We start from the raw sequence: 22,309 nt of genomic DNA, 5'->3' as shown, positions 1-22,309 counted from the left end.
CTCCTTAAAGGCTGTTGATCAGCGTGGTAAAGATTTCCTGGGCAGCCTTGATGATTTGCGACGAGGCCGTGTAGTACTGCTGATACTTGATCAGGTTGCTGGCCTCTTCATCGAGCTGGACACCAGAAAGCGAATCACGGCCTGCCTTGGCCGAGGTCTGCAGGGCATTCGTCGCATTGCTGTCCATTTGCGCTTGCGCGGTCTTGCCACCCACGTTTTCAACCAGTTTGCCGTAGGCATCGGTCAGGCTGATGCCCTTACCGTTAGCCCCGACTTCAACCGTGGCCTTGGTTTGCAGGTCGATCACCGCCTGGCCGTTGCGGTTGTCGGCAGAACCTGCACCGGTCAGCGAAACGGTGTAGTTATCACCGTTTTTCGGCGAACCGGCGACAGTCATTTCAAAAGTGAAGGTTTTCTGAGTCGCGCCGTCCTTGATCGGGTTGCCACTGGCATCGACCATCGGCACGCTCAATTGCAGCGTGTTGCTCTCACCCGGAATAATGGTCCCGGAGGACAATTCGGTGCCTTTGGCATCGAACAGCTTGTAGGTTTGCGGGTTGGTTGTTTCATCGCCAAAAACCAACTTCACCGGCGTGGAATACTTCAGGCCGTTCTGCAGATCAATGCGCTGGGTCGAATCATAGATATCCAGCTCCGAGGTAAGTTCGGGCTGGGTGATAACCCCGGTACCCTGATTGCCGGAGCCGCTGACCGCCGACAAGGGCGCCGCCAGCGCAATACGCTTGGGATCGGTCAACACCGTGTCGAGCTTGGCTGCCGCGTTGCGGGTCGGGGTGATCTTGAAGCTGTCACCGGCGCTGGGCGCCCCGCCGTTGAGGGCAAGCTTGAAGCCATCAATCTCCTGCGGGGGGGTTGCCGTGATGTCGTAAGGCCCTTGGGCATCGCCGTCTGGCAGCTTTTTGACCGTATATTGGGTCGCACTGCTGAAGGTCACCTGGTAATCGGACGTGCTCAGCTTGCCGGTGTCGCTGATGGTCACATCCAGATTGCCAGCGCCTGCGCTGTTGCCAGCCTGGGCAATGCTGCGCTGGCTGATCAAGGCTGCACTGTTGATATCGCCGAACAATGCTGCGCCGAACTCACCGTTCTTGTCGATGCCTTGGGCCAGCTGCTGGTTGATGCTGTCGGCAACCACCAGGGCGATACGCCCCAGTTCGTTCATCGACGGATCCAGCACCTCGCTGCGGTAGCGCAGCAGACCACCCATTTCACCGCCGGTAATGCTGGAGGTGATGTCCATGCTGGTACTGCCACGGTTGAGCTGAAGGCTCATCCGGGTAGGGTCGCTTTTGCTCGGCACGGTTTCCAGGGTATTGATGGTCTTGCCCAGCACCAGCGGCTGACCATTGGCCAGGTAAACGTCGAAGTTACCCTCACGCTCGACCACCTGAGCACCGACCAACTCGTTGAGCTGGCGCACGGCTTCGTTACGCTGGTCGAGCAGGTCGTTGGGGCTGCCTTGCACGGCCGAAACACGAGAGATCTGATCGTTGTACTGGGCAATGGTGGCTGACAGTTTGTTGACTTGCTCAGCCATCGACGCCAGGTTGCCGTTGATGTTGCTGTTCTGCTCGCTGAGCTGCGCGGAAATGGTATTGAAGCGCTTGCTCAGCGACTGGGCACTGGTCAACAGCAACTGCCGCGAGGCGTCTTCGGTCGGCTTGGCCGATGCACTCTGCAGCGCCGTGAAGAAGCTCTTCAACGCTCCGGTGATACCGGTATCGGCATCGGACAACAGGTTGTCGATCGGTGAAACCTGATTCAGGTACGCGGATGCGTCGCTGTTCAGCGAAGTGGTGGTTCGCAGCTGGTTTTCAAGGAACGCGTTGTACACCCGACGAACATCGGACAGCGTCGTGCCAGTGCCGATGAACACATTACCGCTCTGGATTGAACTCTTGGCGCTTTGTACGTTCTGCTGGCGTGAGTAGCCGGCAACATCGGCGTTGGCAATGTTGTTACCCGTGGTAAACAGGCCCGACTGCGAGGCTCCAAGCCCCGATACGCCGATGTTGATCAAGCTCGCCATAGTTCAAACCTTATAATTTCGTGGAAGTGTCAATCGCAGCAAAGCTTTCGTACGACTTCATTTGTTTCGCGATCTGCGAGATCTTGCTAGCGTAATCAGGATCGGTTGCATAACCGGCCTTCTGCAGCTCTCGCACAAACTGTTCTGGTTTATCGGCAGACTTGATCGCTTCTTGATAGCGCGAATTGTTTTGCAACAGGCTCACCAGGTCATGGAAGCTGTCCTGGAACGAGTCATAGGAACGGAACGCAGCGGTCTCCTTGACCATCTGCCCATTGCGAAACTCGCTGGTGATCGCTCGCGCCTGACCACCCTGCCAATTACCCGTCGCCTTGATGCCAAACAGGTTGTGACTGCTGCTGCCATCCGGCTGGCGCATGATCGACTTGCCCCAACCGGTTTCCAGCGCCGCCTGCGCCACCAGGTAACGCGGGTCGATACCAATACGCGCTGCAGCTTGCTCGGCCATTGGCAGCATGGTCGCGACAAATTCATCGGACGAACCGAAGGCACGCTTGGCCGGTGCCAGAGGTGGCTGCGCCATGGCCCGACCATAAATACGCATGCTGCCTGGCGCACCGAAGGCTTGTGCCGGCTCCCAGTCACCCTTGATCACCGCATCACCAACGGCACCCGAGCGATTGGCCAGCGTGTTGCCCGGCGTCGCAGCCGTTGCAGTACCTGCCGACGGCACGATCCCGGCCAGCAGGCGATCCGTGAGTTTGCTGGGCAGATTCAACCGGCGCTGATTGAGCAACGCCATGTCGTTACGCGAAGCCGTTTGCTCTGAGCGCACAGGCTCTGCCACGCGTGCAGCCCACAGTGCGCGCTGCTGCCCTTCCACATGCGGGAACGGGCTGCTGCCTGCGTGCGCCGCAGCCGTGGATTTCGTTTTCGACAGCTGACGCATCAGCACATCCTGCAGACCGATACCACCGCCCTCCCGAGACAAGCTGACCGACAGCTGCTGGTCGTACATCTGCTGGTACTGCTTGGTGGTCTCAGTGTTGAGCGGGTTGTCCTTGGCCAGCACGTCGTTGGCCGACCGCATGGACTTGAGCATCTCGTTGAGAAACAGCGACTCGAATTCCTGGGCCACCTTGCGCAGGTTGGCGTCACTGTCACGGTCGCCGACCTTCAACGAGTTAAGTCGATTGAGGTCGGTGTAGGCCCCGGTATCGGCGCCTGCGGAAACTCCACCCTTGGGCATATCCATAGCCAGCGCCTTAGATCACGATCAGGTCGGCCTGCAACGCGCCGGCCTGTTTCAGGGCTTCAAGAATCGCCATCAGGTCACTTGGGGCTGCGCCCACCTGATTGACCGCACGTACAATCTCATCCAGCGTGGTGCCCGGGCCGAACTTGAACATCGGCTTGGCTTCCTGGTCGGCGTTCACACGTGAACGCGGCACGACCGCTGTCTGGCCATTGGAAAATGGCCCTGGCTGGCTGACCACCGGGTCTTCGGTAATGGTGACCGTCAGGCTACCGTGGGTAACCGCTGCAGGCGATACCTTGACGTTCTGACCGATGACGATCGTACCCGTACGCGAGTTGATGATGACCTTGGCCACCGCCTGGCCTGGATCGATCTCCAGGTTTTCCAGAATCGACAGGTAATCGACCCGCTGGCTAGGGTCCATTGGCGCGGTCACCCGCACAGAGCCGCCGTCCAGCGCTTGTGCCACACCCGGCCCCAGCAATTCGTTGACCTTGTCGACAATGCGCTTGGCAGTGGTGAAGTCCGGACGATTGAGGTTCAGGGTCAGGCTGTTGCCCTGGTTGAAACCGCTCGGCACCGCACGCTCAACCGTAGCCCCGCCAGGAATACGACCTGCCGACGGAACGTTGACGGTAATTTTGGAACCATCACGGCCTTCGGCATCAAAACCACCGACCACGAGGTTGCCCTGGGCAATGGCATAGACGTTACCGTCAATACCCTTGAGCGGGGTCATCAACAGGCTACCGCCACGCAGGCTTTTCGAGTTACCAATCGAGGAAACGGTAACGTCCACCGACTGGCCCGGCTTGGCGAACGGTGGCAGGTCGGCGTGAATCGACACCGCAGCCACGTTCTTCAACTGGACGTTACCCGACCCGGCAGGCACCTTGATGCCGAACTGCGACAGCATGTTGTTGAAGGTCTGCAGGGTGAACGGTGTCTGGGTGGTCTGGTCACCCGTACCATTGAGCCCCACCACCAGGCCATAACCAATCAACTGGTTGGTCCGCACCCCGGAAATACTGGCGATGTCCTTCAGGCGTTCGGCCTGAACAGCAAACGCCGTGGACAGCAGGATCGTCGCGGCAATCAGCCGACTGAACTTGAGCATGGTTATCCGAACCTAGAAAGGCCAAAGCGGGCTGATAAAGAAGCGGTCGAGCCACCCTGGCTGACTCGCATCGGCAAACGAACCGGTACCCGAGTAGGTGATGCGGGCGTCGGCGACGCGAGTCGAAGGCACCGTGTTGTCAGTCGCGATATCGTCGGCACGGACCATGCCGGCAATACGCACCAACTCGTCACCGGTGTTCAGCGTCATCCATTTTTCGCCGCGCACAGCGATGATGCCGTTAGGCAGTACATCAGCCACGGTCACGGTAATGGAGCCGGTCAAGCTGTTGCCCTGCCCGGCCTTGCTGTCACCCTTGGTGGTGCGGTCACCACTGTAGCCCGCCTCAAGGGACAGGTCGCCAGAACCCAATGGATTATTGGTATTGGGCACAGTCCCGAACAGGGATGTCAGGCCGATGTCGGCCTTGCTGTTCTTGGCGATCTGCGAGTTGGCGTTCTTGCTCGCCTGGGTTTTCTCATTCAGGGTGATGGTGATGATGTCACCGACCCGGAACGCCTTGCGGTCGCTATACAGGTTCTGCTCGAAACCGGCCTGGTAGATCGAGCCGTTGTTAGCCGCTGCTGGCAATGGTGTGCGCGGCAATACCGGCGCGTAGTACGGGTCGTTGGGCTTGGGCGTCGGCGCGACGCAACCGGCCAACAACACTACCCCACCCAGGGCAAGTACGGAAAACAAACGACTCATGACTCTAACCTCACGGTGTAACAGGCACTGTACCAGCGCCCCAGTGAACATCACTTACAGGTTCTGGGTAACGAACGACAGCATCTGGTCGGCAGTGGAAATGACCTTGGAGTTCATTTCATAAGCACGCTGTGTGGTGATCATGTTCACCAGCTCTTCCACGGTGCTGACGTTGGAGTTTTCCAGGGTGTTCTGCAGCGTGGTACCGAAGCCGTTCAAACCTGGAGTACCCACCTGCGGCGCGCCACTGGCAGCGGTTTCCAGGAACAGGTTGTTACCCACGGCCTGCAAGCCGGCCGGGTTGATGAAGTCGGCGGTCTGGATGTTGCCGATCACCTGTGCAGCCGGGTTGCCTGCGGTGGTGATGGAGACGGTACCGTCAATGCCAACGGTGAAAGTCTGCGCATCAGGCGGCACGACAATCGCCGGTTCAAGGGCGAAGCCATTGGCGGTGACGATCTGACCATCGGAGTTCAGGTGGAACGTACCGTCACGGGTATAGGAAACAGTGCCATCAGGCTGCAGGATCTGGAAGAAACCACGGCCATTGACCGCCATGTCCAGCGGCTGCTCGGTGGTCTGCAGGCTACCTGCATTGAAGTTCTTCTGGGTGCCGACAATACGCACACCCGTACCCAGTTGCAGACCCGACGGCAGTTCGCTGTCCTGAGTGGACTGAGCGCCTGCCTGACGACGGGTTTGATAGAGCAGGTCCTGGAACTCGGCGCGGTCGCGCTTGAAGCCTGTGGTCGAAACGTTGGCCAGGTTGTTGGAAATGGTCGTCAGGTTCATGTCCTGAGCGGCCAGACCTGTTTTACTGACCCAAAGAGCCGGAAGCATGCTGTTCTCCTGAAGCGCCTGTTTTACGGCGCTACGCCTGTGTAATTAGCCGATTTGCAAAACACGCGCCATGGCTTCATCGCCTTCCTTGGCCGTGGTCATCATTTTGACGTGCAGTTCGAATTGACGGGACAGTGCCAACACCGAGGTCATTTCCTCTACCGCGTTGACGTTACTGGCCTCAAGGAAACCCGACACCAGCTGAACCGAGCCATCGGCATCGGCGGGCTGACCACTCTTGGTGTGGATCATGCCGTCCAGGCCCTTGGTCATGTTCTTCAGGTCAGGGTTGACCAGCTTGATCCGGTCGACCTCAGCCATGACTCGCGGCCCCTCGCCCATGGCGCGGATACTGACGGTACCGTCCTGGCCGATCTCGACCTTTTGCTCGGGCGGCACGGCAATCGGCCCGCCATTGCCCATGATCGGCATGCCATTACCGGCCCGCAGTACGCCCAGCGCATCGATGTTCATGCTGGCGGTGCGCACGTAGGCTTCGCTGCCATCCGGCGCCTGCACCGCAATCCAGCCGTTGCCGCCGACGGCAACATCCAGGTCACGCCCGGTTTCCTGCAAGGCACCCGGCGTGAAATCCGTCGCCGGACGCTCGCTCATGGCATAGGCTCGCGCCGGAAAGCTGTCGCCGAACACCGGCATCGAACGCGCCTGCTCCAGGTCACGCTGAAAACCGCTGGTGGAAATGTTGGCCAGGTTGTTGGCATGGGCCTTCTGCGCCAGCGCGTTCTGGCTGGCGCCGGTCATGGCCACGTAAAGCATCTTGTCCACAGTCATCCTCCGCTGCGCTGGCGAACATTTGCCGTTCACCGCTGCTCTGCGCTGCTAGAAGCAATTATCGAACCAAGTCTCAGCAGACCATCAAAAGAACTGTATTTACGGGGCCTTCCCCCACCTCACTGCCACCAGAAAGAAAACAACAGACAAATTCTCGGCGGCATTCTGCCGGCAGCGGCAAAACCTCGCCTCATTGCCTGACGGCAACAGGAGAATCCAGGCAGCGTCCCGGATCAGTTATCGCGACAGGCACCGTTGTTGTAGGGCCCGGAAAACAGCCGCCAGCCCTCACCGGGCGAGACCTGCGCGCACACCAGTCGGCCAGTAGCCTGGCTTTCCCACCAGTACCAGGCCGCCATACCGGCCCAGGACTGCGCTGCAAGCAGCAGCCCCCCCAGCAAAACGCCCACCCCCACCCATCGTTTCAACATCGTTCAGCACCTCAAAAACGACAAACCCCTTCCATGAGAAAGGGGCCTGGCTTTGCATCACTGCCTCATGCGCCCATCAGGTCATTTGAATGATGGTCTGCATGATGGTGCTTTGAGTCGAGATGGTCTTGGCGTTGGCCTGGTAGTTACTCTGCGCCTTGATCAACTCGACCAACTCCTGGGTCAGGTTGACGTTGGAGGCCTCCAGCGCGTTGGAGGTGATGGCCCCCAGGGTACCGGTCTTCGGCGCATCAATACCCGGGATACCCGACGAGAAGGTTTCTTTCCAACGCGTGCCACCCATCTGCTCCAGACCCTGCTCGTTGGCGAAACTGGCGATTGCCACCTGACCAATTGCACGGGACTGCTGGTTGCTGAAGCTGGCGAACATGACACCCGTCGAGTCGATGCTCAGGCTGGACAGGATACCGGTTGCATAACCATCCTGAGATTGCGACAGACGGGTTGTCTCGTTGTTGTACGAAGTGGTCGAGGTCATGTCGAGGCGAATACCCGCCGCATTTCCCTCAGAACCGTTCGACACCCAGGCACCCGAGGCATCCTTGGCAGCCGGCACCCACCCCTTGAGAACAAAGACGTTGTTGGTCACTTCAAAGCTGGTGTCTGGCGTCGGGTAACTTTCACTCCCCGTCATGGCCTTGACACTGCCATCAGGATTGAACGTGATAGTGCCCGAGAGCGGATCTGCAGAGGTCGGATCGAGCGGGTTTCGACCATCGATCAGAGTGTACGCAGACCACGAGTTCTGCCCTGTCTTCACGTAATACTGATCCATGACATGCTCATTACCCTGGCTGTCGTAGATCTTGGTGGCAAAGGTCTTGGTGTAGGTGCTGGTATCAGCCGGATCGAACGTAGCCGTAATGTCGTCCGCCGAGGAGTTCAGGTTGATACCCTGATCAATCAGGCTAGTGGACTTGGGTGCCAGGGCCGAAGTGTCGATTTTCAGGTCAGTCAGTACACCATTGACGATCTTGCCATTGGCGTCAGCGGCATAACCCTGCAAACGAATGCCATCGGACGTTACGACATAGTTGTCCTTGTTGGTCTGGAAGGCGCCGGCACGGGTGTAGCTCAGCGAGCCGTTATCGCTCAGCACGAAGAAGCCCTGCCCCTGAATGCCCATATCCAGCACGTTGCCGGTATTGTTGATGTCACCCTGACCGAACTGCTGAGATACCGCCGCCAGGCGCACACCATTACCCACGGTCTTGCTACCCACGCCCAGCTTGCTTGCCGAGTACACGTCAGAAAACTCTGCGCGCGAGGATTTGAAGCCAGTGGTCGCAACGTTGGCGATGTTGTTGCCCGTTACGTCCAGTTGTTTGTTGGCTGCATAGAGACCGCTAAGGCCGATATTGAATGACATCTTTCACTCCTTGTGCCGTGTACGCCGGCTCTATATACCGATAGTTTGGACTTTGGACAGCGCAATGGTGCCCAGGCCTGCCAGGTTGAGCATCATCTCGCCGCCAGTCTGGCTCAAGGTGACACTGCTGACCGTGGCCGGCAGGTACGTCGTGAGGGCGGTAGCGGTACCGTCGATCTTGCTGCTGGCAGCAAAGGTGTAGGTACCCGGATCAACCACTTCACCCGCTTCATTCTTGCCATCCCAGACGAAGTCGGCCTTGCCCGCCGACTGCTCACCCAGCTCGATGGTCTTGATGGTCTTGCCGTCCTTGTCGGTGATATTGATCGACAAGTTGCTGACCGACTGCGGAACACTGACGCTACCGGTGAAGCTCTTGGTGGTATCAACCACCGACTTGTCGGTCTGGACGATAACCGAGCGCCCAACGAGCGAAGAGGCCTGCAACGCCTGAGACGATTTGAAGGTGCCGGAGATCGCCGTCACCGAATCGTTCAGCGAGGTAATACCTTCAAGGCTGGAGAACTGCGCCAATTGCGCCACGAACTCACTGTTGTCCTGCGGATCAAGCGGATTCTGGTGCTGCATCTGCGTCACCAGCAACTGCAGGAACGCATCCTTGCCGAGCGCCTGGCCAGAGCCCGTCTTGCTGCTGGTAGCCGCAGTAATACCGCTACTGCTGCTGGTGCTGGTCGTCTTGGCTCCGGAGGCTTTCAGAACGTCGTTCAGATTCACGCCGGTGGTCGTATCGTTAATGCTGGCCATTGATTTAGTCCTTTATCACTGACCCAGGGTCAGGACCTTCTGCATCATGGTTTTGGCAGTGTTCATCAGCTCAGCGTTGGTCTGGAACGAACGGCTGGCGGAAATCATGTCAGCCATTTCCTCGACCACATTGACGTTCGGGTAGTAGACGTAGCCATCCTTGTTCGCTGCCGGATGATTAGGCTCGTAGCGCGCCTCCAGATTGCTCTGGTCTTCAACCACACCCAACACCTGCACGCCCTGACCTGCAGCATCCTGATCCTGGAACAGCGATTGGCCGACACCGCTCTGCGCCTGCTGGAACGTGGTGGCAAACACCGGATGGCGTGCACGGTAAGTCTGGTCGATGCTCGACGAGACGGTCTCGGCGTTGGCAATGTTACTGGCGACGGTGTTGAGCCGAGTGGTCTGGGCACTCATGCCGCTACCGGCGATATTGAATACACTGGCAAGGGACATGGATTACTCTCCGCGCAGGGCCGATACCAGCCCTTTGAATTTACTGTTGAGCAGCGTGAAGCTAGCCTGGAAACCCACCGCGTTCTCGGCGTAGCTGGATTGCTCCAGTTGCGCATCAACGGTGTTCTGGTCAACCGACGGCTGCATTGGGGTGCGGTACTTCAGCGCCTCTTCACCCATGCTCAAACCTTCAGCATCGATATGGCGACTGTTGGTCCGCTCCAACGAAAAGGTGCCGTTTTTAGCCTTGTCGGCCTGCGCCGCCAACACCTCGGAGAAGTCCAGATCACGCGCCTTGTAGTTTGGGGTATCGGCGTTGGTGATGTTGTTGGCCAGCACTTCGGCACGCTGAGCGCGAAAGCCCAATGCCTTTTCGTGAATGCCGAGCGCTTTATCGAAACTGATGCTCATGTCGGGGAAACCTTCGAAGGTTGACCGGATTGTTCGTTGCCTGAGCTAGAGCAAGTCTCATGCCAAAAAACAAAACCCAACAAAACCGGGCACCTCAGCCTATTGCCGGCAGCGGCAATGCCAGAAAAGCGGCAAAGGATTTCCGCTTGGCGCCAGCAAAGCGGCAATACGGCAGAAGAACGCGTGCGGCAAAAACGAAAACAGGCAAGGCCGGAACCCCTGCACCGCAGGTGATACCGAACTTGCCTGTTTTTTGTCGCCGCTGGCTGGGCGTGTTGCTTGATTGGCCTGGTGCTTGATTGGCCAGGTGCTTACTTGGCCTGGTAAATGATACCCGGGCTGCACTGAACCATCTGGTAGTGATCCGGCAGACCGTTGAGCGCCTCGGAAGCCCCCAGGAACAGGTAGCCGCCCGGCTTGAGCGTGCCATGAATACGCATCAGGATGTCTTTCTTGACCTGCGCCGAGAAGTAGATCAGCACGTTACGGCAAAACACGATATCGAACTTGCCCAGGCTTGCATAACTGTCCAGCAGGTTGAACGCACGGAACTCGACACGGCTACGAATCGGCGCCTTGATCGCCCAACGCCCCGCCCCTTTCGGGTCGAAGTAACGCTGCAGACGCTCTTGGGAAAGACCGCGCGCGATAGCCAGGCTGTCGTACTCACCGGTCTTGCAGTTGGCCAGCATGGAACCCGACAAGTCGGTCGCAACGATCTGCGCGCCCATTTTCAATTGGCCAATATTGCTACGCTCGAACTCGTCGATCGCCATTGAAATCGAGTAAGGCTCCTGCCCGGACGAACAGGCTGCCGACCAGATACGCAGACGCTGACCAGGGTTTGCCTTGATCTGCTCGGGCAGGACTTTGTTTTTCAACACCTCGAATGGATAGGTATCACGAAACCAGAGGGTCTCGTTGGTGGTCATCGCATCCACCACCTGCTCGCGCAAACCGCTGCGCGGTTGAGTCTGAATGCGCTGCACCAGCTCCCCCAGGCTCTTGATACCTTGCTGCTCCATCAGCTTGTTGAGACGGCTGGAAACCAGGTACTGCTTATTTTCGCCGAGCAGGATGCCACAGGCTTTTTCCAGGAAGACCCGGAATTGTTCGAAATCCAAATTACCCGTAGACAATGATGCCGCCTCTTACAATCGTGTGTACTGCCAGGGAAAGCCCCTGGCCGTTAATGCGTAGCCTTGATCCGGTCGACAACCCGCTGAGCCAGGTCATCCGGCCTGAACTTGGCAAGAAAATCGTCGGCGCCCACTTTCTTCACCATGGCCTGGTTGAATACGCCAGAAAGTGAAGTATGCAGGATGATGTGCAATTTTTGCATGCGTGGGTCGCTACGAATCTCCGCCGTCAGCGTATAGCCATCCATTTCCGGCATCTCGATATCGGAAATCATCATCAGGAACTCTTCTTCCGGACGCTTGCCTTCGTCCACCAGCTTGCGCAGGTAGTCGAGCGCCTGACGACCATCATTAAGCGCCACCACTTCGACACCGACCGTCTGCAAGCAACGACTGACCTGCTTTCGAGCCACCGAAGAGTCATCCACCGTCAGCACCCGCAGCATGACCGCCTTGTCCTGCACATCGGCATCGACAACACCTTCGGAAATCGCCTCGGACGTCGGCGCGACCTCAGCCAGGATCTTCTCTACGTCGATGATCTCCACCAGTTTGTTGTCGACCCGAGTGACGGCCGTCAGGTAGTGATCACGACCGGTCCCCTTGGGTGGCGGATGAATCTCTTCCCAGTTCATGTTGACGATGCGCTCGACCGAATGCACCAGGAACCCTTGGGTCTTGGTGTTGTACTCCGTGATGATCACGAAACGGTTGCTCATGTCGTCATTCTGACCGGGCAAGCCGGTCGCCATCGCCAAATCAAGAATCGGGATGGTTGCCCCACGAATATTCGCAACACCACGTACTACCGGGCTGGATTTGGGCAACAGGGTCAGGTTCGGGCATTGCAGCACTTCCCGCACCTTGAACACGTTGATCCCATACAACTGCTCGCCATTAAGGCGAAACAACAGCAGCTCGAGGCGATTCTGCCCCACCAGTTGAGTACGCTGGTTCACCGAATCCATTACACCAGCCATACCAGACTCCTTCACCAAAGCTTGGGGCGTCGTACCTAGTCGGCACGCGCCTTGCTTTTTTTAACTGTATGAACACGAAAACGACATTTTTCCGACGCCTGCCCCACCGCCTGCCCCGCATCCTTGCCGTGCTGTGCCTACTGGCCCCTGGCGTTCGACCTCTGGCTGACAACTTTACCTTGCCTGAACAGCTTATCGGTGTCACCCAAGGCTTTCTTGAATTCTCTGTGGAAGATTATCTGGCAACCAGCCAGACCGAAGGCCGCTACGAGATCCAGGTCAACAACCTGGACCCTAGACTGCGCATGCCCGTATGCGACCAGCAGCTGAACGCCACACTGGAAAGCCCGGCTCAACCCCTGGGCCGTGTGACCGTGCGCGTGCGCTGTGACGGCAGCTCACCGTGGACGGTGTTCGTGCCCGCCCAGGTACGCCTGTTTCGCAACGTGGTCACCGCCACCCGCCCACTCAAGCGCGAAGGCATCGTTTCAGAAGAGGACGTGGCCCTGCGCGAACGCGATGTAGGCTTGCTGAGCCAAGGCTTTCTCAGCTCACTGGACCAGGCCGTGGGGCAAAAGGTTATCCGACCAGCGGTCATCGACCAGGTACTCACCCCAGCACACCTTGAACAGGCCGAAGTCGTACGTAAAGGTGACAATGTCGTGATTACCGCACGTAGCGGCACGCTCAGTGTACGCATGCCAGGGGAAGCCCTGAGCAAAGGCGGTCTCAGCGAGCAGATCCGGGTACGCAACCTGAACTCCAAACGCGTGGTAAAAGCCCGGGTAACCGGGCCCGGGCAGGTGGAAGTCGCCATGTAAGGAAAGCGAGGCAAGATCAACGCTGGCGATCAAACAGCGCTTTTCCTAAACTGTCCTCTGTCAGGGCCAAGGACTTGCCGCGCATGCCGCAGTGCATTTGCGCCTAAAGTTTTTTTCGGGTTGGCCGAAAACAAGGCAAGCGTCCAATACCCAGAGGTTTTTCAATCATGGTCATCGACTTCAGTCGTTTGAATAATTCCCCGTCCGTGACGGGCGGTGCGCGCACCGGCAGCAGCCAGGAAAACAGTTCAAGCGCTGCATCTGCCAGCACTGCTCCTGCCGCCAGCACCCAGAGCGGGGAAACCGTACACCTGAGCCAAGAGGCACAGCAGTTGCAGAAGATCAGCGAAAAGCTGCGCGAGCAACCCGTTGTCAACAGCGGCCGAGTGGCCGAGTTGAAGCAGGCGATTGCCGACGGCAGCTATAAGATCGACAGCAACCGTATCGCCAGCAAACTGCTTAATTTCGAAGCACAGCGCTAGCCCTCTGGCGCGCTGACTTCAGGACGCTGAATACCAAGAGCCAGCCATGCACGACATTACTCTGCTGCAACTGATCGAAGACGATATTGCTCCAGCGCAAGAACTGCTCGAGTTACTGCAAACCGAGCTGATAGCGTTGCACGGCCGCGATATGTCGCTGCTGGAGAACATCCTGGCCCGCAAGCAATCGCTGGTGGTGCTGCTTGATCAGCAGGGGCGTCGGCGCAGCCAGGCCCTCGCCAACCTCGGCCTGAGCCCTGACCGCAGCGGTTTCGAGACCCTTGCCAGTCAGTCGTCGCTCGGCAAGCAGATGTTGGAAAAACTCGAAGAGTTGGCAAAGATCATGGCCCAGTGCCAAGCTGCCAACGAGATCAATGGTCGCTCCATCCAGATTCAGCAAGCGACCACGGCCAACCAGATTAGAATTCTCAATGGTGGCGAATCACCGTCACTGTATGACAGCCGCGGATCCACCTCGCCCCTCGCAAAACCTCGCACACTCAGCCAAGTGTGATTAACCTATACCAAGGTGCGAAGCATGCTGGCAGAATGCCTGCGCTTGCGTGTGTGTTTTAGTCTGGAGATTGATCAACCGTGTTGAATGAAGTAGATGCTCCGCAGCCACCCAAGGTGTTGACCACCCCAATGGAAATCGCCGCCAACCTGCGGCAGCTGCAAGAGAGCCATGATCCTCTGATCATTACTTTTCATGAACGTAGCCAGCGCTTCCAGAGCTACGTGGTAGAAGTCGACCGGGAGACCAATAAACTGGCGCTGGACGAAATGATCCCGCGTGACGGCGAACGCTTTTTGCAAAATGGCGAGCCGTTTCGTGTCGAAGGTTTTCATGACGGTGTACGTATTGCCTGGGAATCCAGCACGCCGCTGACCATCCAGGAGACTGATGGCCACCGTAGCTATCACGGCGCCCTGCCGTTGGAAGTCACCTACCACCAGCGTCGCAATGCCTTCCGCGCAGCGCTGAAGCTATCGCAGTTGGTGGATGTATTACTGAGCGGTGACAAACTCAAGGGTGAAGGTGCTCTCAAAGGCAAGCTTTTGGACATCTCGGCCACGGGCTGCAAACTACGCTTCGAAGGCAATGTCGAAGAGCGCCTGCAACTCGGCCAAGTGTACGAAAAGTTCAGCGCCAGCCAATTGTTTGGCACCACTACAACGGCGGTTGAACTGCGTCACCTGCACTTTGAAGAACGCTTCAACACCACGTTTGCAGGCGTGCGCTTCCACAACCTGAATGGGCAAATGCAACGCAAGGTAGAGAGCTTTGTTTACCAGTTGCAGCGTGAAGCGCGTCGTTTCGATAAAGACGACTACTAAGTAGCACTTGCACAAGCCGGTGCTACGGCAAAGGCATTGACCGGGTGCGAGCTCAGTACTCGACACCCGGATCACGCAACACTGGCACCTATACAGGTTTTGCCGGCTCCCTTCTTCCCTCCTCCGCCTGCTGCTCCTCAGCTTCGGTGTCTTCTGCCGCTACAGGCGCCTGCATTTGATCCTGGACGTCCTGCTCAGTCACCCGTGGGTCAAGTGCCGCGGCCAAGGGTGAGCTGGCTGCTGGCATCGCTACGTGCAGCAATGGCGCGTCATCGACCTGATGCAGGTTGGTGACGGCCTGAGGCCGAATCCGCCAAACCAGTACCAGCGAGAAGAATGTAAAGAAGGCGTAGAGCATCTGATCGCCCAACTGTTGCATCAGCACACCCGCTACCAGCGGACCGATACTGGCGCCGACGCCATAGGTCACCAACAGCATCGCGGTCAATGAAACACGCCGCTCACTCTCGACATGGTCATTGGAGAATGCCACTGCCAGTGGGTACAGGCAAAACTGCAGCAGCGACACCAGGAAACCGGCAGCAAACAGCACCACCATCGGCACACTCGGCCAAATCGCCAACGGCAACGCCGCTACCGCCAAGCCGATTGCCACACCACGAATCAGCACGGCGCGGTCATAACGATCAGACAACCAGCCCAGCGGCCACTGCACGAGCAACCCGGCAAAAATACAGCACCCCATGAAGATACCAACCTGCTCGGTACTCAAGCCCTGCTTGGCCGCATACAAAGGCGCCAAACCGTAGAACGAGCCAACGATCAGGCCTGACCCCAGCACGGTACTGAGCGACTGCGGTACGCGCTTGATGAAAAAGCGCGGGTCCAGCGGCGCCGGACGCAGCGGCGCCGGGTGAATGCGCCGGGTCAGTGCCACCGGCACCAGGCACAGGGCAAAACACATCGCCACCAGCATCAGGAGCTCCAGCCCCAACTGCGGATGGGCGACCAGAATCAACTGCCCCAGCACCAGCCCCAGGTACGACGCGATCATGTAACCGCTGAATACGGCGCCCCGCTGCTTGGCATCGGCCTGCTCATTGAGCCAGCTTTCGATGACCATGTACTGACACATCATCCCCAAACCGACGATGACCCGCAGAAGGAGCCAGGCTGGCAGCCAACTGACCAGGCCATGGCCCAGCACCGCTGCCCCCACAATACCGGCGCACGTGGCGTAGGCCCGAATATGCCCGACGCGGGCAATCAGCCGGTGACCGATCTTGCCGCCCAGGGCAAGACCGAAATAGTTCGCCGCCATCAAGGCACCGACCCACAGGCTGTCAACCTGATCGGCCGCCAGGCGCAGGGCCAGGTAGGTACTTAACAGGCCCGAACCGATCAACATCATCAGAGCGGCAAAATACAGCGCGCGGAAAGACTTCCAGATCTGTCGCATCGGCGTCCCGGTTGGCTCCTTTAGCAGGTGGAAAAACTGGCTGAAAGCATAAGTGAAAAAGCACCGACGGCGCAGCAACAACAGTAGACACAAAAACAGGTGGGAAACACCGCCGACAAATCGTCAAACATTGTTTCGCCACCTGCTATTCCCCAAGCGCCTTAAAAGGCGCCATTTACGCCTGGGCTGCCAGCACTCGGCGCTCCCACGGGGTAATTTCATCGAAGAAGCTGGTCAGCTCCAGGGTCTTGGAGGCGATATAGCCTTCGATGAACTCCTTGCCAAACAGCTCGCGAGCCAGCGCACTGCGCTTCAGGCGCTCCAGCGCCGCATGCAAGGTACACGGCAACGACAGGTTATCCGGCACCTCAAATTCACCCTGAATCGCCGGGGCGGGCGCCAACCGTTGCTCGATACCGTGCAGGCCCGCCGCCAGGCTGGCCGCCAGTGCCAGGTAAGGGTTGGTATCTGCCCCCGGCAAACGGTTCTCGACCCGCCGAGCAGCTGGGCCGCTCGCCGGAATACGCAAGCCGGCAGCACGGTTGTCTTCGGACCAGCACGCATTGTTCGGTGAGGCGTACGGATGGCACAGGCGTTGGTAGGAGTTCACATTAGGCGCGAACAGCGCCGTAAAGTCGGCCATGCATGCCTGCAAGCCGCCAATGAAATGATAGAAGGTATCTGTCGCTTGACCCTCGGCGTCACTGAACACGTTACGCCCACTGTCGATGTCCACCAGGCTTTGGTGGATATGCATGGAACTGCCTGGGGTTTTGGCCAGTGGCTTGGCCATGCAAACGACCGTCAGGCCATGTTTGAGTGCGACTTCCTTGAGCAGGTGCTTGAAGAGGAAGGTCTGGTCGGCCAGCAGCAGCGGGTCACCGTGCAACAGGTTGATCTCGAACTGACTGACACCCATTTCATGCATGAAGGTATCGCGCGGTAGCCCTAGGGCTTCCATACAGCGATAGACCTCATTGAAGAAAGGACGCAAACCATTGTTGGAGCTGATGCTGAAGGCTGAAGCGCCATCTTCGCGTCGACCATCCAGGCCAACAGGCGGCTGGAAGGGTTGAGTCGGGTCGCTGCTCGGTGCAAAGACGAAAAACTCAAGCTCGGTCGCAACCACGGGTTTCAAGCCATGCGCCGCATAACGTGCAATCACCGCCTTGAGTTGTGCCCGGGTAGACAATCTGCAGCCTTCGCCGCTCAAGTCATCCGCATCACAAATGGCCAAGGCACGCGGTGTATCGCTCCACGGCAAGCGATGAATCTGCTGAGGATCAGGAACAAGTGCCAGGTCACCATCATCGCTGCCGTAGAAACGGGTCGGTGGGTATCCCCCCATGATGCACTGCAACAACACCCCGCGAGCCATCTGCAAGCGCCGTCCCTCAAGGAAACCTTCCGCGGTCATTACCTTCCCGCGAGGCACACCGTTCAGGTCCGGAGTGACGCACTCGATTTCATCAATGCCCGTCAATCGCTCGGCGAGTGAACGTTGGCCATTGCTCGTCATGACTTGATCCTTATTGTTTTAGCAAGCCGCGAACGGCGACGTGTACAAAATAAGCACCAGCCGTTCAAAATATCAAGCACTTAAGCGCAGCTGCCTTAAGCAATAGCTATAAAAAGCGGCATTGCCTTTGATCAAATCGACGAAGTGTCAATTATTACACTACACCTACCCGCGCAGGGTCAGGCCGTTGGCAGGCAATGGCAAGGCGGTTTTGTAGCGCACCTGCTTGAGGGCAAAGCTGGAGCGAATGTTGGCCACGCCCGGCAGGCGCGTCAGGTAATCGAGAAAGCGCTCCAGCGCCTGGATGCTGGGCAACAACACCCGCAATAGATAGTCAGGATCGCCGGTCATCAAGTAGCACTCCATGACCTCCGGGCGCTCGGCGATCTCCTCTTCAAAGCGATGCAGCGCCTGCTCCACCTGCTTCTCCAGGCTGACGTGGATGAACACATTGACATCCAGCCCCAACACCTCGGGCGCCAGCAAGGTCACCTGCTGGCGAATCACCCCCAACTCTTCCATCGCCTTGACCCGGTTGAAGCAGGGTGTCGGGGAGAGATTCACCGAGCGGGCAAGCTCGGCGTTGGTGATACGAGCATTTTCCTGGAGGCTGTTGAGAATGCCGATATCGGTGCGATCCAGTTTACGCATGAGAAAAACTCACCTGATTTTTATCTTTATAAAGAATATTTATCCGCAAGCTATCGTAAAGGCAATGAACATCAGAAAAATATTCTTCAGGCTCGGGAATATGATGTAGGACAAGACTGACTGCCTGGTCACAAGCCAACGTCAGTAGCGACCGCTTCAAAGCTCACAAAAACACAAGACAGAGCGAGCGTAAAAAAGCATGAACGAGTACGCCCCCCTGCGTTTGCATGTGCCCGAGCCTACAGGCCGGCCAGGCTGCCAGACCGACTTTTCCTACCTGCGCCTGAACGACGCCGGAAAGGTTCGCAAACCCCCTATCGATGTTGAAGCCGCTGACACTGCAGACCTGGCGTATAGCCTGATCCGCGTGCTCGACGACCAAGGTAACGCGCTCGGCCCATGGGCCGAAGGCATTGAGCCGCAGGTCTTGCGCCAAGGCATGCGGACCATGCTCAAGACGCGGTTGTTCGACAACCGCATGGTGGTTGCCCAACGCCAGAAGAAAATGTCCTTTTATATGCAGAGCCTCGGCGAGGAAGCCATCGGCAGCGCCCAGGCCCTGGCCTTGAACCGCACCGACATGTGCTTTCCGACCTACCGTCAGCAAAGCATCCTGATGGCGCGTGATGTATCGCTGGTGGAGATGATCTGCCAGTTGCTGTCCAACGAGCGCGACCCGCTCAAGGGCCGTCAACTGCCGATCATGTACTCGGTGCGTGACGCCGGCTTCTTCAGCATCAGCGGCAACCTCGCGACCCAGTTCGTGCAGGCCGTAGGCTGGGCCATGGCGTCGGCCATCAAGGGCGACACCAAGATCGCATCCGCCTGGATCGGCGACGGGGCTACCGCCGAGTCGGATTTCCACACGGCCTTGACCTTTGCCCACGTCTACCGTGCACCCGTGATCCTCAACGTGGTGAACAATCAGTGGGCTATCTCGACCTTCCAGGCCATCGCCGGGGGCGAATCCACCACTTTCGCCGGCCGCGGCGTGGGTTGCGGGATTGCCTCACTGCGGGTCGACGGTAACGACTTCATTGCTGTCTACGCGGCCTCGCAATGGGCCGCAGAACGCGCACGGCGCGGCATGGGACCGAGCCTGATCGAATGGGTGACCTACCGTGCCGGCCCACACTCGACGTCGGACGATCCCTCCAAGTACCGTCCGGCCGACGACTGGAGCCACTTCCCGCTGGGCGACCCGATCATGCGCCTGAAACAACACCTGATTGCCATCGGCCAGTGGTCCGAGAAAGAACATCAGGAAGTCAGCGCCGAACTGGAAGCCGAGATCATCGCCGCGCAGAAAGAGGCTGAGCAGTATGGCACCCTTGCGGGCGGCCAGATGCCAAGCCCGGCGTCCATCTTCGAGGACGTCTATAAGGAAATGCCTGAGCACCTGCGTCGGCAACGCCAGGAACTGGGGATCTGACATGAACGATCACAACAACAATATCCAGTTGGAAACGGCCATGGCGACGACCACAATGACCATGATCCAGGCCCTGCGCTCGGCCATGGACATCATGCTAGAGCGCGATGACAACGTGGTGATCTACGGCCAGGACGTGGGCTACTTCGGCGGCGTGTTCCGCTGTACCGAAGGCCTGCAGAACAAGTACGGCAAATCCCGCGTTTTTGATGCGCCGATCTCCGAGAGCGGCATCGTCGGTACCGCCGTGGGCATGGGTGCCTATGGCCTGCGCCCGGTCGTGGAGATTCAGTTCGCCGACTACTTCTACCCCGCCTCCGACCAGATCGTGTCGGAAATGGCCCGCCTGCGCTACCGGTCAGCCGGCGAGTTCATCGCCCCACTGACCCTGCGCATGCCCTGTGGTGGCGGTATCTATGGCGGCCAGACCCACAGCCAGAGCCCTGAGGCGATGTTCACTCAGGTGTGTGGCCTGCGCACCGTCATGCCATCCAACCCTTACGACGCCAAGGGCCTGTTGATCGCCTCGATCGAGAACGATGATCCGGTGATTTTCCTCGAGCCCAAGCGTCTGTACAACGGCCCGTTCGACGGCCATCACGACCGTCCGGTAACCCCGTGGTCAAAACACCCGGCCAGCGCCGTGCCGGACGGTTACTACACCGTGCCGCTGGACAAGGCCGCCATCACCCGCCCAGGCAAAGCCGTTACCGTACTGACCTATGGCACCACGGTGTATGTGTCCCAGGTGGCCGCCGAAGAAGTGGGGATCGACGCCGAGGTCATCGACCTGCGCAGCCTATGGCCGCTGGACCTGGAAACTATCGTCAACTCCGTGAAGAAGACCGGTCGCTGCGTAGTCGTGCATGAAGCCACCCGCACCTGTGGTTTTGGCGCCGAGCTGGTCGCCCTGATCCAGGAGCATTGCTTCCATTACCTTGAAGCGCCGATCGAACGCGTCACCGGTTGGGACACCCCCTACCCGCACGCACAGGAGTGGGCGTACTTCCCCGGCCCATCACGAGTGGGCGCGGCATTGAAACGGGTCATGGAGGTCTGAATGGGCACGCACGTCATCAAGATGCCGGACATCGGCGAAGGCATCGCACAAGTTGAGCTGGTGGAGTGGTTCGTCAAAGTCGGCGACACCATCACCGAAGATCAGGTCGTCGCTGACGTCATGACCGACAAGGCGACAGTGGAGATTCCCTCACCTGTCAGCGGCAAGGTGCTGGCCCTTGGCGGTCAGCCCGGTGAAGTCATGGCCGTGGGCAGCGAGCTGATACGCATCGAAGTCGAGGGGGGCGGCAACCTGCAAGAAGCCACTTCGGCACCTGCTGCGGCGCCCCAGGCAACCGTGGCCCCGGCTGTGCCAGCCCCTGCCCCTGAAGCAGCAGCTACAGCTCCCAAAGCCCCGACTGCTACAGCGGCATCGTACGAACCGGCGCCGTTTGTTGCGCGTGAGGCCAACGAGCGGCCACTCGCATCACCCGCCGTACGCAAACGCGCGCTGGATGCCGGTATCGAGCTGCGCTACGTGCAGGGCAGTGGCCCTGCCGGACGTATCCTGCATGAAGACCTGGATGCGTTTTTGGCGCAGCCGACCACAACGTCCACCTCCGTACCTGGCGGCTACGCCAAGCGCACCGATGCCGAACAAATTCCGGTGATCGGCCTGCGCCGCAAGATCGCCCAGCGCATGCAGGATGCCAAGCGTCGGGTAGCACACTTCAGCTACGTCGAGGAAATCGACGTCACAGCGCTGGAAGAACTGCGCGTCCATCTCAATGAAAAATGGGGTGACAGCCGCGGCAAACTGACTCTACTGCCGTTCCTGGTCCGCGCCATGGTCGTGGCCTTGCGTGATTTCCCACAAATCAATGCGCACTACGACGATGAGGCACAGGTCATTACCCGCCACGGCGCCGTGCATGTTGGCATCGCGACCCAGGGCGACAACGGCCTGATGGTGCCAGTGTTACGCCACGCAGAAGCCGGCAGCCTGTGGGGCAATGCCAGCGAAATCGTTCGGCTGGCTACCGCTGCGCGCACCAACAAGGCCAGCCGTGAGGAGCTTTCCGGCTCGACCATCACCCTGACCAGCCTCGGCGCATTAGGCGGGATTGTCAGCACACCAGTGGTCAACACCCCAGAGGTGGCCATTGTCGGTGTCAACCGCATTGTCGAACGCCCCATGGTCGTCAAAGGCCAGATTGTTGTGCGCAAAATGATGAACCTCTCCAGCTCGTTCGATCACCGGGTGGTCGATGGCATGGACGCAGCGCTCTTCATTCAGGCCATTCGAGGCCTGCTCGAACAACCCGCCAGCCTGTTTGTGGAGTGAT

General features: G+C 58.7%; 24 protein-coding genes. 8 read left to right on the top strand and 16 right to left on the bottom strand.

The annotated features are described in order from the left end of the window. Window positions 1-4: 4 nt before the first annotated feature. From flgK to flgB, 11 genes are all read right to left on the bottom strand, one after another. Entirely contained in the window at window positions 5-2,050 is a 2,046-nt protein-coding gene (gene flgK, locus AB7M23_RS13275; RefSeq protein WP_454241017.1) for a flagellar hook-associated protein FlgK, read from the bottom strand. A 10-nt stretch (window positions 2,051-2,060) separates the two neighbouring features. Beyond that, a complete protein-coding gene (gene flgJ, locus AB7M23_RS13270; protein ID WP_454241016.1) occupies window positions 2,061-3,266 on the bottom strand; it encodes a flagellar assembly peptidoglycan hydrolase FlgJ in 1,206 nt (401 codons plus the stop codon). A 10-nt stretch (window positions 3,267-3,276) separates the two neighbouring features. Further along, a complete protein-coding gene (locus AB7M23_RS13265) occupies window positions 3,277-4,386 on the bottom strand; it encodes a flagellar basal body P-ring protein FlgI (RefSeq protein WP_065759722.1) in 1,110 nt (369 codons plus the stop codon). Window positions 4,387-4,398: 12 nt separating this feature from the next. Next, entirely contained in the window at window positions 4,399-5,094 is a 696-nt protein-coding gene (gene flgH / locus AB7M23_RS13260; RefSeq protein WP_065759721.1) for a flagellar basal body L-ring protein FlgH, read from the bottom strand. Window positions 5,095-5,148: 54 nt separating this feature from the next. After that, a complete protein-coding gene (gene flgG / locus AB7M23_RS13255) occupies window positions 5,149-5,934 on the bottom strand; it encodes a flagellar basal-body rod protein FlgG (RefSeq protein ID WP_065759720.1) in 786 nt (261 codons plus the stop codon). 45 nt (window positions 5,935-5,979) lie between these two features. Then, entirely contained in the window at window positions 5,980-6,720 is a 741-nt protein-coding gene (locus AB7M23_RS13250) for a flagellar basal body rod protein FlgF (protein ID WP_099773898.1), read from the bottom strand. A gap of 239 nt (window positions 6,721-6,959) precedes the next feature. After that, window positions 6,960-7,157 (bottom strand): hypothetical protein, encoded by a 198-nt coding sequence (locus AB7M23_RS13245; RefSeq protein WP_099773897.1) that lies wholly within the window; start codon window positions 7,155-7,157, stop codon window positions 6,960-6,962. Between the two features lie 76 nt (window positions 7,158-7,233). Then, a complete protein-coding gene (gene flgE / locus AB7M23_RS13240) occupies window positions 7,234-8,547 on the bottom strand; it encodes a flagellar hook protein FlgE (protein ID WP_454241015.1) in 1,314 nt (437 codons plus the stop codon). Window positions 8,548-8,577: 30 nt separating this feature from the next. Then, window positions 8,578-9,312 carry a flagellar hook assembly protein FlgD gene (gene flgD, locus AB7M23_RS13235; RefSeq protein ID WP_102052395.1) on the bottom strand — a complete coding sequence of 245 codons (735 nt, stop codon included), beginning with the start codon at window positions 9,310-9,312 and terminating at the stop codon, window positions 8,578-8,580. A 15-nt stretch (window positions 9,313-9,327) separates the two neighbouring features. Beyond that, window positions 9,328-9,771: a flagellar basal body rod protein FlgC gene (flgC, locus tag AB7M23_RS13230; protein ID WP_065759715.1), complete on the bottom strand. Its 444-nt coding sequence runs from the start codon at window positions 9,769-9,771 to the stop codon at window positions 9,328-9,330. A 3-nt stretch (window positions 9,772-9,774) separates the two neighbouring features. After that, complete coding sequence (flgB, locus tag AB7M23_RS13225) at window positions 9,775-10,182, bottom strand: flagellar basal body rod protein FlgB (protein WP_065759714.1); 408 nt, start codon at window positions 10,180-10,182, stop codon at window positions 9,775-9,777. A 59-nt stretch (window positions 10,183-10,241) separates the two neighbouring features. Between flgB and AB7M23_RS13220 the strand changes: the two genes are divergently transcribed. Beyond that, the gene (locus tag AB7M23_RS13220) at window positions 10,242-10,481 is read left to right on the top strand and encodes a hypothetical protein (protein WP_454241014.1); all 240 of its coding nucleotides are present in this window, start codon (window positions 10,242-10,244) and stop codon (window positions 10,479-10,481) included. A 12-nt stretch (window positions 10,482-10,493) separates the two neighbouring features. On the opposite strand, the gene cheR is transcribed toward AB7M23_RS13220, so the two are convergent. Both cheR and AB7M23_RS13210 read right to left on the bottom strand, forming a co-directional pair. Then, window positions 10,494-11,321 (bottom strand): protein-glutamate O-methyltransferase CheR, encoded by an 828-nt coding sequence (gene cheR / locus AB7M23_RS13215; RefSeq protein ID WP_065759713.1) that lies wholly within the window; start codon window positions 11,319-11,321, stop codon window positions 10,494-10,496. A gap of 50 nt (window positions 11,322-11,371) precedes the next feature. Beyond that, window positions 11,372-12,301, bottom strand: a complete 930-nt coding sequence (locus AB7M23_RS13210) for a chemotaxis protein CheV (protein WP_065759712.1) — start codon at window positions 12,299-12,301, stop codon at window positions 11,372-11,374. A 68-nt stretch (window positions 12,302-12,369) separates the two neighbouring features. Here AB7M23_RS13210 and flgA point away from each other — a divergent pair, with 68 nt between their 5' ends. The 4 genes from flgA to AB7M23_RS13190 all read left to right on the top strand — a co-directional run bounded on the left by flgA (window position 12,370) and on the right by AB7M23_RS13190 (window position 14,942). After that, window positions 12,370-13,122, top strand: coding sequence for a flagellar basal body P-ring formation chaperone FlgA (gene flgA, locus AB7M23_RS13205; RefSeq protein WP_065759711.1), 753 nt, complete (start codon window positions 12,370-12,372; stop codon window positions 13,120-13,122). 167 nt (window positions 13,123-13,289) lie between these two features. Further along, window positions 13,290-13,604 carry a flagellar biosynthesis anti-sigma factor FlgM gene (flgM, locus tag AB7M23_RS13200; protein ID WP_065759710.1) on the top strand — a complete coding sequence of 105 codons (315 nt, stop codon included), beginning with the start codon at window positions 13,290-13,292 and terminating at the stop codon, window positions 13,602-13,604. 46 nt (window positions 13,605-13,650) lie between these two features. Beyond that, window positions 13,651-14,118, top strand: a complete 468-nt coding sequence (locus AB7M23_RS13195) for a flagella synthesis protein FlgN (RefSeq protein ID WP_065759709.1) — start codon at window positions 13,651-13,653, stop codon at window positions 14,116-14,118. A gap of 131 nt (window positions 14,119-14,249) precedes the next feature. Then, on the top strand, window positions 14,250-14,942 hold the full coding sequence (locus AB7M23_RS13190) for a flagellar brake protein (protein WP_099776569.1): 693 nt from the start codon (window positions 14,250-14,252) through the stop codon (window positions 14,940-14,942). A gap of 88 nt (window positions 14,943-15,030) precedes the next feature. Here the strand turns inward: AB7M23_RS13190 and AB7M23_RS13185 are convergent, their stop codons facing one another. The 3 genes from AB7M23_RS13185 to bkdR all read right to left on the bottom strand — a co-directional run bounded on the left by AB7M23_RS13185 (window position 15,031) and on the right by bkdR (window position 18,532). After that, complete coding sequence (locus tag AB7M23_RS13185) at window positions 15,031-16,362, bottom strand: MFS transporter (protein ID WP_102052394.1); 1,332 nt, start codon at window positions 16,360-16,362, stop codon at window positions 15,031-15,033. Window positions 16,363-16,537: 175 nt separating this feature from the next. Further along, entirely contained in the window at window positions 16,538-17,779 is a 1,242-nt protein-coding gene (locus tag AB7M23_RS13180) for a glutamine synthetase family protein (protein ID WP_454242173.1), read from the bottom strand. Between the two features lie 267 nt (window positions 17,780-18,046). Further along, window positions 18,047-18,532 (bottom strand): Bkd operon transcriptional regulator BkdR, encoded by a 486-nt coding sequence (gene bkdR / locus AB7M23_RS13175; RefSeq protein ID WP_065759705.1) that lies wholly within the window; start codon window positions 18,530-18,532, stop codon window positions 18,047-18,049. Window positions 18,533-18,731: 199 nt separating this feature from the next. Here bkdR and AB7M23_RS13170 point away from each other — a divergent pair, with 199 nt between their 5' ends. The 3 genes from AB7M23_RS13170 to AB7M23_RS13160 are packed head-to-tail and all read left to right on the top strand — an operon-like array spanning window position 18,732 to window position 22,308. Next, on the top strand, window positions 18,732-19,964 hold the full coding sequence (locus tag AB7M23_RS13170; RefSeq protein ID WP_102052392.1) for a 3-methyl-2-oxobutanoate dehydrogenase (2-methylpropanoyl-transferring) subunit alpha: 1,233 nt from the start codon (window positions 18,732-18,734) through the stop codon (window positions 19,962-19,964). Window position 19,965: 1 nt separating this feature from the next. Continuing rightward, window positions 19,966-21,024 carry an alpha-ketoacid dehydrogenase subunit beta gene (locus AB7M23_RS13165; RefSeq protein ID WP_065759703.1) on the top strand — a complete coding sequence of 353 codons (1,059 nt, stop codon included), beginning with the start codon at window positions 19,966-19,968 and terminating at the stop codon, window positions 21,022-21,024. Beyond that, window positions 21,025-22,308: a dihydrolipoamide acetyltransferase family protein gene (locus tag AB7M23_RS13160; RefSeq protein WP_454241013.1), complete on the top strand. Its 1,284-nt coding sequence runs from the start codon at window positions 21,025-21,027 to the stop codon at window positions 22,306-22,308. Window position 22,309 lies beyond the last annotated feature (1 nt).

This window comes from Pseudomonas sp. HLS-6 TE3448 (assembly GCF_053629555.1).
Note: the sequence above shows the minus strand (reverse complement) of the source record. Positions and strands in the feature narration are given on the sequence as shown.